Annotated in this window: 15 protein-coding genes and 1 tRNA gene; 11 read left to right on the forward strand and 5 right to left on the reverse strand. The window is 68.2% G+C overall.

The genetic code is table 11. The features are described 5' to 3' along the window. Positions 1–78: 78 nt before the first annotated feature. From HDA40_RS23175 to HDA40_RS23195, 5 genes are all read left to right on the forward strand, one after another. Positions 79–1,056 carry a C40 family peptidase gene (locus tag HDA40_RS23175; RefSeq protein WP_253759305.1) on the forward strand — a complete coding sequence of 326 codons (978 nt, stop codon included), beginning with the start codon at positions 79–81 and terminating at the stop codon, positions 1,054–1,056. Between the two features lie 36 nt (positions 1,057–1,092). After that, positions 1,093–1,863 carry a LamG-like jellyroll fold domain-containing protein gene (locus HDA40_RS23180; protein WP_253759307.1) on the forward strand — a complete coding sequence of 257 codons (771 nt, stop codon included), beginning with the start codon at positions 1,093–1,095 and terminating at the stop codon, positions 1,861–1,863. Positions 1,864–2,220: 357 nt separating this feature from the next. Continuing rightward, entirely contained in the window at positions 2,221–3,213 is a 993-nt protein-coding gene (locus HDA40_RS23185) for a C40 family peptidase (RefSeq protein ID WP_253759309.1), read from the forward strand. A gap of 125 nt (positions 3,214–3,338) precedes the next feature. Then, positions 3,339–3,923 (forward strand): DUF998 domain-containing protein, encoded by a 585-nt coding sequence (locus tag HDA40_RS23190; protein ID WP_253759311.1) that lies wholly within the window; start codon positions 3,339–3,341, stop codon positions 3,921–3,923. Positions 3,924–4,002: 79 nt separating this feature from the next. Further along, positions 4,003–4,380: a hypothetical protein gene (locus HDA40_RS23195; RefSeq protein WP_253759313.1), complete on the forward strand. Its 378-nt coding sequence runs from the start codon at positions 4,003–4,005 to the stop codon at positions 4,378–4,380. Between the two features lie 23 nt (positions 4,381–4,403). Here HDA40_RS23195 and HDA40_RS23200 read toward each other — a convergent pair whose 3' ends face one another. Then, the gene (locus tag HDA40_RS23200; RefSeq protein ID WP_253759315.1) at positions 4,404–4,862 is read right to left on the reverse strand and encodes a hypothetical protein; all 459 of its coding nucleotides are present in this window, start codon (positions 4,860–4,862) and stop codon (positions 4,404–4,406) included. A 204-nt stretch (positions 4,863–5,066) separates the two neighbouring features. Further along, positions 5,067–5,140, reverse strand: a tRNA-Gly gene (locus tag HDA40_RS23205). 219 nt (positions 5,141–5,359) lie between these two features. Here HDA40_RS23205 and HDA40_RS23210 point away from each other — a divergent pair. Further along, positions 5,360–6,325 carry a zinc metalloprotease gene (locus HDA40_RS23210; protein WP_253759317.1) on the forward strand — a complete coding sequence of 322 codons (966 nt, stop codon included), beginning with the start codon at positions 5,360–5,362 and terminating at the stop codon, positions 6,323–6,325. Between the two features lie 81 nt (positions 6,326–6,406). Here the strand turns inward: HDA40_RS23210 and HDA40_RS23215 are convergent, their stop codons facing one another. Further along, positions 6,407–6,949 (reverse strand): pyridoxamine 5'-phosphate oxidase family protein, encoded by a 543-nt coding sequence (locus tag HDA40_RS23215; RefSeq protein ID WP_253759319.1) that lies wholly within the window; start codon positions 6,947–6,949, stop codon positions 6,407–6,409. A gap of 95 nt (positions 6,950–7,044) precedes the next feature. On the opposite strand from HDA40_RS23215, the gene dcd reads away from it, so the two are divergent. Then, positions 7,045–7,623, forward strand: a complete 579-nt coding sequence (dcd, locus tag HDA40_RS23220) for a dCTP deaminase (protein ID WP_253759321.1) — start codon at positions 7,045–7,047, stop codon at positions 7,621–7,623. Here the strand turns inward: dcd and HDA40_RS23225 are convergent. Further along, a complete protein-coding gene (locus HDA40_RS23225; RefSeq protein WP_253759323.1) occupies positions 7,620–8,258 on the reverse strand; it encodes a GNAT family N-acetyltransferase in 639 nt (212 codons plus the stop codon). The two genes, dcd and HDA40_RS23225, sit on opposite strands and share 4 nt — an antisense overlap. A gap of 122 nt (positions 8,259–8,380) precedes the next feature. Here HDA40_RS23225 and HDA40_RS23230 point away from each other — a divergent pair, with 122 nt between their 5' ends. Further along, entirely contained in the window at positions 8,381–9,628 is a 1,248-nt protein-coding gene (locus HDA40_RS23230; protein WP_253759325.1) for a PP2C family protein-serine/threonine phosphatase, read from the forward strand. Here the strand turns inward: HDA40_RS23230 and HDA40_RS23235 are convergent. Continuing rightward, positions 9,625–9,765 carry a hypothetical protein gene (locus HDA40_RS23235; protein WP_253759326.1) on the reverse strand — a complete coding sequence of 47 codons (141 nt, stop codon included), beginning with the start codon at positions 9,763–9,765 and terminating at the stop codon, positions 9,625–9,627. The genes HDA40_RS23230 and HDA40_RS23235 overlap by 4 nt on opposite strands. Before the next feature lie 251 nt (positions 9,766–10,016). Here HDA40_RS23235 and HDA40_RS23240 point away from each other — a divergent pair, with 251 nt between their 5' ends. The 3 genes from HDA40_RS23240 to HDA40_RS23250 all read left to right on the forward strand — a co-directional run bounded on the left by HDA40_RS23240 (position 10,017) and on the right by HDA40_RS23250 (position 13,484). Next, entirely contained in the window at positions 10,017–11,867 is a 1,851-nt protein-coding gene (locus HDA40_RS23240) for an acyl-CoA dehydrogenase (protein ID WP_253759328.1), read from the forward strand. 135 nt (positions 11,868–12,002) lie between these two features. Beyond that, entirely contained in the window at positions 12,003–12,686 is a 684-nt protein-coding gene (trhA, locus tag HDA40_RS23245; protein WP_253759330.1) for a PAQR family membrane homeostasis protein TrhA, read from the forward strand. 66 nt (positions 12,687–12,752) lie between these two features. Beyond that, positions 12,753–13,484, forward strand: a complete 732-nt coding sequence (locus tag HDA40_RS23250; protein WP_253759332.1) for a LamB/YcsF family protein — start codon at positions 12,753–12,755, stop codon at positions 13,482–13,484. Positions 13,485–13,524: the final 40 nt, after the last annotated feature.

A 13,524-nucleotide genomic window follows, 5' to 3' on the forward strand; every position in this document is an offset into this window, starting at 1 on the left:
TAAACAGGCGTGAGCAGGGTGAAGTTTCCGCACCGACGCCTTGCGTACGCCGAACGCCCGCCCCTAGGGTGATGAGCTGTGCCTCACCCCCGCACTCTCTACCGTGGACTCATCACGGCCCTTGGCGTGCTGCTGATCGGACTGGTCCCCTCGACCGTCTACGCCGCGCCCAGCGTGGCCGAGATCGAGAAGCAGATCAACGAGGCCTGGGAGAAGCTCGAACCGGCGATCGAGCAGTACAACAAGGTCCACAACGAGCTGACCAAGAACCAGAAGAAGGCTCGGGACCTGCAGAAGAAGATCGCCCCGCTGAGCCTCCAGGTATCGGTCTCGCTCGGCCAGGTCGCCGACATGGCGAGCGCCTACTACATGACCGGGCCGGCTTCGCGGCTGACGGGACTGTTGAACGCGAAGTCGCCGGACCAGTTCCTCGACCAGCTCACGACGCTGGAGCAGATTTCGCAGACGCAGCAGCTGGCGATCGCGGGGGTCGCGGCGCAGCGAGACGTCTACGACGGGCAGAAGTCCCAGCTCGATCAGCTCATCGCCACCCTCGGCCAGCAGGACGCGGCGTTGGCGGCTCAGAAGAAGTCCATCCAGGCTGAGATGGACCGGCTGCAGAAGCTGCGCATCCAGGCGTACGGGTCGTCGACGGTCGGCGGCAGCCTCCGGATCGGGGTGTGCCCGCCGGTGCTGCCGGGCGGCGCACGGGCCACCGCGGTGAAGAAGGCCTGCGCGCTCATCGGTAAGCCGTACGTGTGGGGCTCGGACGGGCCCAACTCCTACGACTGCTCGGGTCTGACCAAGGCGGCGTGGGCGGCGGCCGGCAAGAGCCTGGAGCACTACACCGGAGCCCAGTGGAACGAGTCCCATTACGTGAGCCGGGCCAACTTACAACCCGGTGACCTGGTGTTCTTCTATTCCGATCATCACCACGTCGGCATATACATCGGTAACGGGCTCATGGTCCACGCCCCGCACAGCGGTGACTACGTGCGAATGGCGTACATATCGAATATGCCGATCAGCCCGAGTGGGACTCGTTCCGTGCTTTAACGGACAATTGTGCCGAAAATCGGCACAATTGTCCCAATGAAGCGTTTCCGTCTCCTACTGGGCAGCGGAGCCGGCCTGCTGGCCGTGCTTGTCGCGACTGCCCCGGCCCCCGCCAGCCCGACGGCCGCCCCCCGAACCCCCGATCAGCGGCGTGCCGCCGGCGAGGCTGTCACTCTCCGGTACGCCTTCGACGCCGGCTTGGCCGATCCGATCTGGGACGCCGACCGGACCCTGCGGTTGCACCCGGTCGGCGTGATGGGCGGCGTCCTGACCACCAAGGCCCGGGCCGGCACGGTGGCGGCCGGATTTCCGCCGGGCTGTTCGGGGGACGAGGCCGAGTGCCCCCGGGTCATCCTGGAGAGCGACCCGGTACCGTGGCTTAATCCGGCCCAGGCCGACGTCTCATGGGGCGCGCAGGTGCTGCTGGATCCGCGGAACACCAGCGACGGCGAGAACGTCGTGCAGAAGGGCTTCTCGACCCAGGGTACGCAGTACAAACTTCAAGTGGATCACTTCGGCGGCCTGCCGAGCTGTGTCGTCGCCGGGCTGGTCGTCGGCGTCAACCGCATCTACGTCGCACAGTGGCGTCGCACCGTCGCCGACGGCGCCTGGCATCGCCTGGATTGCGTACGCCGAACCACCGGACTGGCGTTGTTCGTAGACGGTGAATTGCGGGCGAGTACCGCGATTCCCGCACAATTGTCTGTTGTGAACTCCGATCCGCTCCGGTTGGGCGGCAAGGGGATCGGGCCCTGGAACGACCAATTTCACGGTTTGCTGGACGATGTCTACGTCACGGTCGGTTAGACCATTGACTACGCATTGAAGTCCGTGCTAGCCCCGGGTTGCGGTTCGATAACGCACGACTTTAGAGTCATCGAGGCGCAGGAAGTCGGTCGGCCATCCGGGGCGGCCCCTCGCGCCGCCGCCGAACCGCGACATCCGTCGCGGACCGGGGACCCAGGTAAGTAGAGGCCATCGAGCTTCGGGGGTGAATCCGCGCCAGCGGTAGCGCATCTTCCAGCGCGAACCCGTGACGACAATGCCGACTCACGACGAGCTGCCCTGAGGCAGTTTCGCCAGCGACCCGGCACCGTCGCAGCTAACCCGGTAGGCGGTGAGAGCGACCCGAACGCTCTCAGTGGAAGAGGAGACCCACCTAAGGTGGCCAGCCAATCCACCCGCAAGAAACGTGCCCTGATCACGCTCGTGCTCTCCGCCGTCGCCACGATGGGGATGTTGCTCAGCAGCGAGGCCGTCCGGGCGGACCCGTCGGTCAGCGCGCTGGAACAGCAGATCGACGACGCCTGGAACAAACTCGAGCCCGTGCTGGAGCAGCACAACGACACCAAGGAAAAGCTCACCGCCGAGCGCAAGCGCCTCGAGGGCCTGAAGAAGCAGCTCGATCCGCTGGAGCTGGAGCTGCACGTCGCGACCGCGCGCGTCGGCGAGTTCGCCGCCTACCTGTACACCGGTGGCAGCACGACCGAGCTGAACGCCCTGCTCTCGGCCAAGTCCCCGACCGACGTCACGGACCAGCTGGTGCTGCTCGACCAGTTCTCCCGCATCCAGCAGGACAAACTGTCGGATGTCATCGCTAAGCGCGATGACCTGACAGCCAAGAAGAAGCCGATCGACGACAAGATCACCGCGCTGGCCGAGGCCGAGAAGAAGCTCAACGACCAGGCCAAGACGCTCAACGGCCAGATCAAGACGCTGCAGGATCAGGTCCAGAAGTTGTACGCGACCACTGGCGGTCTGGGCTCGCTGCGTCCCGCGCCGTGCCCGTCGACCTATCCGGGCGGCAAGGCGGCCACGGCCGTCCAGTACGCCTGCCGCCAGATCAGCAAGCCCTACGTCTGGGGCGCCGACGGACCCGGTTCGTTCGACTGCTCGGGCCTGACGATGGCGGCGTGGAAGGCGGCCGGCATCTCCCTGCCGCACAACGCGAAGTCGCAGTGGAACTCGGTGCAGCACGTGTCGCGCGCGAACCTGCGCATCGGCGATCTCGTCTTCTACTACTCCGACATCCACCATGTCGGCATGTTCGTCGGCAACGGCTGGATCGTGCACGCGTCCAGAGCCGGCGTACCGATCATGATGCGGAAGATCGACGCCGCACCGATCTACGGCTACGGCCGGCCCTACGGCAGCTGACTTCTCCGTAGGGGTCCGCGCATCCAGCGGACCCCTACGGGACAGTCACCTAGCTCGCGCGACGGAGAGCTGAACCCGTCGCGACGGCGATGCCTCGCGACCGGCGTACGACGAGCATTTCGGTCATGAATCGCCTGTCGCTCGCCCTGTTCGGGCTGTTCCTGTCCGCTTTCCTCATCGTGGCCGGCCACCTCGACGGCAACGGCCTGTCGCCGTGGGTCCACACCATCAGCGACTACGCCGCCGCCGATCGCGGCGGCGCGGTGGAGACCGGGATGGGCCTGGCCGCGCTCGCCACGCTGGCCTTGCTGCCGTCGGTCTACCGGTCGAACCGGCTGGCCGCCGTCCTACTGAGCGTCTGGAGCGGCGCTCTCCTGGTCGCCACCGTCGTGCCCACCGACCCGGCTGGCGAGGCGCTGAGCCCGACCGGCTACCTCCACCGGTACGCCTCCACAGTGGCCTTCGCGGCGCTGCTCGCCGCCGGGCTGCGCCTCGGCTTCCGCCGGCTCACCGGCGTCGGTGTGGCCGGCGGGGTGGCCATGCTCGCCTCGACCTACCTCTTCCACCGGTACGCCATCGGCCTCACCGAGCGCGTCATGGCCGCCGCCGAGTTGAGCATGCTCATCGCCCTGACGTGGAACCTGCTGCGCGCCTCGGTCCGGTCGTACGCACCCTCCTACGCCACCACGGCCGTCCCCGCCCGTGCCTGACGGCCTGCCTGAACGCGACAGCCCCTGTGTGTCAAGGCAATCTTGACGACCGAGCAAGTGTCAAGGTAGTCTTGACGGCATGTTGATCGAGAAAGCCTGCACCACCGACATCGCGCAGGCGGTGACTGCTGCCAGCCTGGCCGCCGTGAACGAGGCGAGCCGCCAAGCCGACCGAATCCTCGGCCCGCGCCCCCTCCCAGGTACGCCCGACTGGGAAGCCGAGCAGGGCGACCCGGCGATCCAGCGGGACATCGCCACAGGTCTGCTGCAACTGCGGATCGAACTGGCGCTGGGGCTGGACCCGTTCGGCACCGTGCTGGGTCTGCGCCGCTGGGGCGCCACCTGGGAACTCGTCGCGCGGGCGGCCGGAGTCAGCCGCCAGGCGGCACACGAGCGCTGGGGCAAACGCGTACGCGAGACGCTCGGCATCCCCGAGAACGCCGAAGCCGGCCTCTGACGAGGCCGGCTTCGGGTGATGACTCAGAGGCAGAGCGCGGCCGAGCGGTAGCAGTCGACGGTCCCCGACCCCGCATGGGTCTTGTCGAAGACGTCGACCTGCACCAGCGTGATGCCACCGGAGACGTTGCTGCCGTCGAGGGTGAAGCTGTCGAAGGTGAACCACTTGCCAGTGGTACCGCCGCAGCGCTCGCCGAAGTCGGCTTTGAAGTCGATCAGGGTGCCACCCTGGAAGCCTTCGACCCGGAACCAGCCGCACTCGCCGGCGGCGGCGTAGAACTTGACCGAGCTGAGGGTGACCGAGCGGTTCCCCCAGACCATGTTCCCGGTGGCCTCGACCGCGAGCTTTCCGGCCCCGTTCGCGTGGATGGCGGCGGAAACGAAGCTGCTCGGGGCGGCGTTGGCGGTGGAGCCAAACCCCAGGATCGAAACGGCGAGCACGCAGATCGCGACGCCTGATCGCAGAATCCGTCGGCTGAGCATGTGTTCTCCTTCGGCTCTCGGCATGGCCAACTGGACGCCATACCGGTATAGACCACTCTACACAGGACGGACTGGACTGATCGTGGCAGTGGCACTCCACGTGCGCGGCAAGGAAACGTCCTCGCGGGGCCTCACCGAGCGGCCGCAGGATCGGAAAACAAGAAGCCCAGGCTCCGGGTGATCCCGGTGACCTGGGCTTTCGTGTGGAGCGGGTGAAGGGAATCGAACCCTCACTGTCAGCTTGGGAAGCTGATGTTCTGCCATTGAACTACACCCGCGGGCGGCGCAACTCTATCAGGTCCGACCCGGCCATGCGTAACCCCGGCATCCGATGATCGGCTGATGCCGATGCCACGATGATGATCACTCCCGGCGACAGTCAAACCCGTGCGCACTATTCTCGACCGCGATCGATCCTCCGTAGCGTCCGAGGGACCCCCGACATCGGGGCGCACTGTCGCGACACGACTACCGGCGTGTCGTGGGGAGGAGAAGGCATGGCAGACGCAGGGCGTACGCCCAGGAAGCGTGTGGCCGGACTAGCGGTGGTCGCGGCGGCCGCCTTCGTGCTCAACGCATCGCCTGTGGCGTTGGGCGCGTTCGCGGCGACGTCGGCGGCGTGCTACGACCCGGTCGCCAGCGGTGCGGCCAGCGCCAAGGCGAAGCCCGGCAGCGTCGGCAAGGTCGACCCGAACGAGTTGACCGCCGCGCAGACCGATGCCCGTGAGAAGGAGACCAACGCCCTGCTGAAGGGCAAGGGTAAGACGCCGGGCACGGTCACGGCCGCCGCGACGATCACCATCCCGGTGATCGTCCACGTGGTCAGCTCGGACGGCACGCGGGCCAATGGCAACATCCCCGACAATCTGATCGCCGCCCAGCTCGACGTGCTCAACAAGTCGTACGCGGGCGTCTACGGCGGTACGTCGACGGCCTTCCAGTTCCAGCTGGTGAAGGTGAACCGCGTCGTCAACCCGGCGTGGTACCCGATCGTCTACGGCTCGCAGGGCGAGAAGGCGATGAAGGCGGCGCTGCGTGAGGGCGACGCTGGCACGCTCAACATCTACACTGGTCTGCTCAGCGACGACCTGCTCGGCTGGGCGACCTTCCCGACCAGGAAGCTGTCCACTTCGGATGGCGTGGTGATCCTGGCCGAGTCGGTCCCGGGTGGCACCGCGACGCCCTACAACGAGGGTGACACGGCGACGCACGAGGTCGGCCACTGGCTGAACCTCTACCACACCTTCCAGGGCGGCTGCTCCAAGCAGAACGACAAGGTCTCCGACACCCCGGCCGAGGCGTCGGCGGCGTTCGGCTGCCCGGTCGCCCGCGACACCTGCACGGCGTCGGGCGTCGACCCGATCCACAACTTCATGGATTACACCGACGACGCCTGCATGTACGAGTTCACCGCGGGCCAGGCCCAGCGGATGCTCGACGGGTGGACCGCGTACCGGGGCTGACAGAAGTCTCGCCGCGTTGACTGACTGCGAGGTCAACGCGGCGAGAGAACAACGGGGGACAGGGTCCGAAGCCGGGGGGCGTCAGGCCGCGATCACATCCCGTAGCACCGCGGGGACATGCCCGCGTCGCCATCCTCGGCGGCGCGGGCTTCGACGTTCGGGCGGCGACTCGCGCCACACCTGCGCGACGCCGGATCGGGCTCGTCCGTCGCTGGTCGGACCCATGGGCGAGTGCATCATCGCGACCTCGACCTGCAGTTCGAACAGCCGCCAGTCGACGGAGTCGTCGGCACCGGCGCGGGCGGCGATCCGGGCGATGACCGCCGGGTCCTCGACCGGCCGGGCCGTCCCGGTCAGGTACGCCTCGACGTCGGTCTCCTCCGCCGGGAACGCGTGCAGCGCGTATCGCCCGTCGCGTTCGAGGTCCCGGCGTTTCGGCGAGTCGATGAGGAAGCAGTACACACCCTCCTCGGTGATGAGCGGAGAGACCGGGTGCACCCGCGGGCCGCCGTCGGACCGGACCGTGGCGAGATAGCCCAGTCCCGGGCCGTACTGGTGGAACAGCGCACGGATCTGCGCGGCGAGCCGGGGAGAGGCCGCGGCGAACTGCGTCCAGGAAGCCATACACACATTCTATAGAACAGACGTACGAACACCTAGTCGAATCGCCGAGGTAGCGCGGAAGTAGTACATAAGGCCGGGCAGGTAGAGTCCCAGGGGTGCTGCTCTCCGACCGTGATCTCGTTGCCGAGCTGAAGGCCGGCAGTCTGGTCCTCGACCCCTTCGAGCCGGACCTGATTCAGCCGTCGAGCATCGACGTCCGGCTCGACCGGCATTTCCGGGTCTTCAACAACCACCTCTACACCCACATCGATCCGGCCGTCCAGCAGGACGACCTGACCGCCTGCGTCGAGGTGGACGACGACCAGCCGTTCGTCCTGCACCCGGGCGAGTTCGTGCTGGCCTCGACCCTCGAGGTGGTCACCCTCGGCGAGCAGCTGGCGGGCCGGCTGGAGGGCAAGTCGTCCCTCGGCCGCCTCGGCCTGCTCACCCACTCGACCGCCGGCTTCATCGACCCCGGCTTCTCCGGCCACGTCACGCTCGAACTGTCGAACGTGGCCAACCTCCCGATCAAGCTCTGGCCCGGGATGAAGATCGGCCAGCTCTGCCTCTTCCGGCTCTCGTCGCCGGCTGAGCATCCCTACGGCTCGTCCGTCTACGGCTCGCGCTACCAAGGGCAGCGCGGCCCGACGCCGAGCCGCTCGTGGCAGAACTGGCGGACCTGGCCCACGCGCTAGCCCAGCCCGAACATCTCCAGACAAGGGTCCAAACCCTCGATCTCCACTGGTACGCGGGAATGCAGCGCCCAGCGCTCGCGGGTGAGTCGCAGCCGCCGCGAGATCGTCGGCCGGCCGCGTACCGCGTCGACCTGGACGCCGTCGGGCTGGTAGCCCAGCTTCTCCGAGACCCGCAGCGACGAGTGGTTGTCCAGGAAGGCGGCCGAGCAGGCGCTCAACGCGCCGAGGCCGTCGAAGGCCAGCGCGAGGACCGCTGCCCGCATCTGGGTGCCGAGGCCCTGGCCGTGGAAGCTTCGTCCCATCCAGGACCACGTACGCACTTCGCGCGTGACGGCGTACTCCTTGGCGCTCAGGATCTGCCGCCCGATCGGCTCGCCGTCGTGGAAGGCGACCAGCCCGAGGCTCCAGTCGTCGGGCCGCCATTGGCCGAGTTCGGCGAGCGCGCCGAGGATCACCCGCCGGCCGACGTCGGGCTCCTGGGTCCACGGATGCATGAACGGCAGGACGTCCGGGTCGTGGATGCCCGCCGCGGCGGCGTCCCCCAGACGGGCGAGTTCCGCCAAGTCGGCCAACCGGAGTTCCAGATCAGGCGTACGCACCCGTAAGCCGTACAGCGGGAGATGAGCTACCAGCACCGGGTCATCCTTGAGGCTGACACCCCGATGGGCAACCGGTTAACCACGCGCCCCTCATCCGCCCGGTCAGAATGCGGTCGTCTGTCGGGTCAACCTCATCGTCGTAGCCGCCGCGATCCGGCATGCTGATTGCCGTACTCGAACGACTGCTGTGGTCGTCTCGCCGGCCACTGACCCCAGGCACCCGCGCCGGCGTCGGCGCGGCCGCCATCCTGCTCTTCTTCCTGGCGATCCTGGAGTGGGCCGACGGCCCCGAACCGCACTACATCGGCCTGATGGCGACGGCGCCGTTCCTCGCGGCCGCCTTCGCTCCGTGGCGATCGGTGCTGGTCGCGGGCGGTCTGGCCACCGCACTCGGTACCGTCTTCGCGGTGATGAGCGGCGCTCGCGGCCAGACCACGCTGCTCAACGTCATCGGGATCGGCCTCGCGACCGGCTTGGCGGCCGCGGCCGCGGCGGTACGCCAGAAGCAGGCCGAGCGGATCGCCGAGCTGTCCCACCTCGCGATGATCGCCCAGCAGGCCGTCCTGCGCCCGCTCGGGCCGACCGTCGGCGGGTTGTCGATCGCCGGCCGATACATCTCCGCCACCGCGGCGGCCGACATCGGGGGCGACCTGTTCGAGGCGGTCGAGACGGCCTACGGCGTACGCATCATCGTGGGCGACGTCCGGGGCAAGGGTCTGGACGCCGTCCGGCTGGCGAGCATCGTGCTCGGCTCCTACCGCCACGTCGCGTACGACCGGGCTGATCTGCGGGCCATCGTGGCCGACCTGGACCGGGCGGTCGCCCGCAGCGTCGGCGAGGAGGACTTCGTCACCGCGGTCCTCGTCGAGGAACGCGGCGGGACGCTGACCGTGGTCAACTGCGGTCACCCCGCGCCGCTGCTGCTCCGGCGAGGCAACGTCATCCCGCTCGAACCGCCGGCCCCGGCGCCGCCGCTGGGCTTCCTGCCGTCGGTGAAGGCGCGGGTGGAACGCCTGGAACCCGGTGACCGGCTGCTGATCTTCACCGACGGTCTCGCTGAGGCCCGCCGGGACGGCCGGTTCTTCCCGATCGCGGAGCGCGCCTGGCGTCTGCTCGGCCACGGGACCGTCGGCGATGGGCTGGCCTCGATCGAGACGGCACTGGTCGAATGGGTGCACGGGCGACTCGACGACGACATCGCGCTCGTCCTGCTCGAATACACCGGTCCGCAGTCCGGCGGTCCGATGCCCAGCTGGGAGGTCGGCACCGCACCTTCGGTGTCGGCACGGTCGGCCCTGGAGGAGGGCGGGTCTCCGCCACGGACGCCCTCACCCGGTCCGCACCCCGATCGGCCGGACGCCGGTCCGATCCAGCCGAGCGGTCCGCGCTCTACGCGTACCGCTTAGGAGACGACGCGGGCCGCGCGGGCGCGACGGGCCTGGCCCACGACGAAAGCCGCTGGCAGGACGAATGGTGCGCGGTGCCGCCCGATGTAGCGGGCGGGGGTGCGGCTGTCGAACAGCCGGGCGATGATCACCTTCATGGTCGGTTCCTCCCCTGTCGAGTCACTCTCTGGAACGAAAGCCCCCCAAGAAGGTGACGGGGGAAGCGGCGTGTCGGGTTGCCCTGGTCCAGCCCGACCTACTCACTTTTCCGACGTATGGGATTAAACAGGCACTATCTGCGACCCGCGCGGTGATTTCTCCCCAGCCGGTTACCGCCGAGTAATGTTTGCGCGCTACAGTCGAGGTTACTGATCGGTAACCGGCACACACCAGAGGGCTTGGGGAAGCGATGACGCACTACAAGAGCAACCTTCGGGACCTGGAGTTCAACCTCTTCGAGGTCTTCGAGACGCCGTTCGGAACCGGCCCGTACGCCGATGTCGACGCGGAGACCGCGCGGGGCGTGCTGGCGGAGGTCGACCGGCTGGCGCGAGTCGACCTCGCGGCGAGCTTCGCCGAGGCCGACCGCAATCCGCCGGTCTTCGACCCCGCGACGCACTCCGTCACCGTTCCGGACGCCTTCAAGAAGTCCTTCCAGGCGTTCATGGACTCCGAGTTCTGGCTGCTCGACCTGCCTTCGACGGTGGGTGGCACGCTCGCGCCGCGCAGCCTCTGGTGGACCCTCGCCGAGATGGTGCTGGGCGCCAACCCGGCCATCTGGATGTACTCGTCCGGCCCGTCCTTCGTGAACACCATCCTCTCGGAGGGCACGGAGGAGCAGAAGAAGTGGGCGCAGATCTTCGTCGACCGCCGCTGGGGCTCGACCATGGTGCTCACCGAGCCGGACGCCGGCTCCGACGTGGGCGCCGGGCGGACCAAGGCGATCCCGCAGCCCGACGGCTCCTGGCACATCGAGGGCGTCAAGCGCTTCATCACGTCCGGTGACCAGGACATGACCGAGAACATCGTCCACTACGTGCTGGCCCGTCCGGTCGACACTCCTGGCGTGGGCGGACCCGGCACCAAGGGCCTGTCGCTGTTCCTGGTGCCGAAGTTCCACTTCGACCCGGAGTCGGGCGAGCTGGGCGAGCGCAACGGCGTCTTCACCACCAACGTCGAGCACAAGATGGGCCTGAAGGTCTCGGCCACCTGTGAGATGACGTTCGGCGGGCACGGCGTACCGGCGAAGGGCTGGCTGCTCGGCGAGGTGCACGAGGGCATCCGGCAGATGTTCCTCATCATCGAGAACGCCCGCATGATGGTCGGCACCAAGGCGATCTCCACCCTGTCGACGGGCTACCTCAACGCGCTGGAGTACGCCAAGGAGCGTGTCCAGGGCGGCGACCTCAAGGCGATGACCGACAAGACGGCTCCCCGGGTCACGATCACCCACCACCCCGACGTACGCCGCTCGCTGATGCTGCAGAAGGCGTACGCCGAGGGCCTGCGCGCGCTCTACATCTACGCGGCGCAGTGGGCGGACAAGGCGCGCATCGCGACAGCGGCCGGCGACGCCGACGCCGCGAAGCAGGCGACGAAGATCAACGACCTGCTCCTGCCGCTCGTCAAGGGCGTCGGCTCGGAGAAGGCGTTCGAGCTGCTCGGCTCCGAGTCGCTGCAGACCTTCGGCGGATCCGGCTTCCTCCAGGACTACCCGCTGGAGCAGTACGTCCGCGACTCGAAGATCGACTCCCTCTACGAGGGCACCACCGCGATCCAGAGCCTCGACCTGTTCTTCCGGAAGATCGTCCGGGACAACGGCAAGGCCATGCTCACGGTCGCCGCGGAGATCTCGGAGTTCCTCTCCGACGACAACGAGAACAGCGAGCTCAAGCAGGAGCGCGAGGCACTGGGCAAGGCCGCGATGGAGTTCCAGCGGATGGTCGGCGTGCTGACCGGCTGGCTGGGCGAGGCCGCCGGGGGCGACCCCGACGCCGTCTACAAGGTCGGCCTGCACTCCCGCCGACTGCTGCTGGCCCTGGGCGACCTCGTCGTCGGCTGGCTGCTCCAGCGGCAGGCGACCGTCGCGCTGGCCGCCCTGAACGGCGAGGTCACCGAGGCGGACCGGGCCTTCTACACCGGCAAGATCGCCGCAGCGAAGTTCTTCGCCGCCGAGGTGCTGCCGGAGCTGGGCGCCTCCCGCCGGATCATCGAGGGCGCGTCGCTCGACCTCATGCAGCTCGACGAGGCCGCGTTCTGATTCTCTGATGATTCTGTTGCGGCACAACGGTTTCATCGACGGCGTCGGGGCTCTCCGCCTCGGCGCCGTACACTGTTCCGGTGAAGATTGCCACAACCTACGGTCTCGTAACCTACGGTGCCGTAACCTAATCACGTGAGCACGACCGCCGACCTCAAGCAGAAGCTGAAGCCGATCGACATCGGCAAGCCGCGCCTGCGCGGCTGGCTTCACGCGTACGCGTTCTTCATCGCCCTCGCCTGTGGGGCAGTGCTGGTCACCCTGGCCGCGTTCCGGCCCGGCATCGCGCCCGTCGTCAGCGTCGCCATCTACAGCGTCACCGTCTGCGGGCTCTTCGGGATCAGCGCGCTCTACCACCGTCGGGTGTGGAGCGAGCGCGGGTACCAGATCATGCGGCGGCTCGACCACGCCATGATCTTCGTCTTCATCGCCGGGACGTACACGCCGTTCTGCGTACTGCTGCTGGATCAGGGCAAGGCGACCGTGCTGCTGATCATCGTCTGGGCCGGCGCGGTCGCCGGGGCGGCTCAGTCGCTGATCTGGCCGCACGCCCCCCGATGGGTCTCCGCCCCGATGTACATCGCCCTCGGCTGGGTCGCCGTCGCGGTGCTGCCCGACATCCTCCACAACGGTGGCGTCACGGCGTTGGTGCTGCTGCTCGCCGGTGGAGCGGCGTACACCGTCGGCGCGGTCTTCTACGCGCTGCGGCGGCCTAACCCGTGGCCGACGGTCTTCGGCCACCACGAGTTCTTCCACGCCTGCACGCTGGTGGCGGCCCTCTGCCATCAGATCGCGGTCTACTTCGCCCTTTACGCCTGACTTCGTCGCCCGAGAGCGGGCGTGGGGAACGCGGCGAGGGCGTGGTGGCGTCGGTACGGTGGGCGGATGGATCTCAACGCGGACCTCGGCGAGGGCTTCGGGCACTGGAACCTCGGCGACGACGACGCCCTGCTCGCCGTCGTGACCAGCGCCAACGTCGCCTGCGGCTTCCACGCGGGGGACGCCGGGATCATGCGCCGGGTCTGCGCGGGCGCGGCGGAGCGCGGCGTCGTCATCGGGGCGCAGGTGGGATACCGGGACCTGGCCGGCTTCGGCCGACGCAAGATCGAATACGAGCTTCCTCAGCTGCGGGACGAGCTGATCTACCAGGTAGGGGCGTTGCAGGCGCTGGCGGCCAGCGAGGGTGCGCAGGTCCAGTACGTCAAACCGCACGGCGCCCTCTATCACGCGGTCGACCACGTTCCGGCCGTCGTCGAGGCCACGATGGCGGTCGGCCTGCCGCTGCTGTGCGCGCCGGAATCCGTGTTGTCGACGGAGGCCGCTGACTCCGGCGTACAAGTCGTCTTCGAAGGGTTCGCGGACCGCGCCTATCGCGCGGACGGCACGCTGCTCCCGCGTGGCAAGCCTGGCGCGGTGATCGGCGACACCGAGGAGGTCGTGGCCCGCGCCTTGCTCATGGCCGTGGACCAGCGGGTCATCGCGCTCGACGGGACGGTGGTCCCGCACAACGTCGACTCGATCTGCGTGCACGGTGACACACCCGGGGCGGTCACGCTCGCTCAACGGGTACGCGCAGCGCTGGAGTCAGCGGGAGTGGACCTCCGTCCGGCGGTGTGATCGGGTCGTCTCGCGGTTCAAGGTCAGCATGCGGCAGGAT

Source organism: Hamadaea flava (assembly GCF_024172085.1).
GTDB lineage: Bacteria > Actinomycetota > Actinomycetes > Mycobacteriales > Micromonosporaceae > Hamadaea > Hamadaea flava.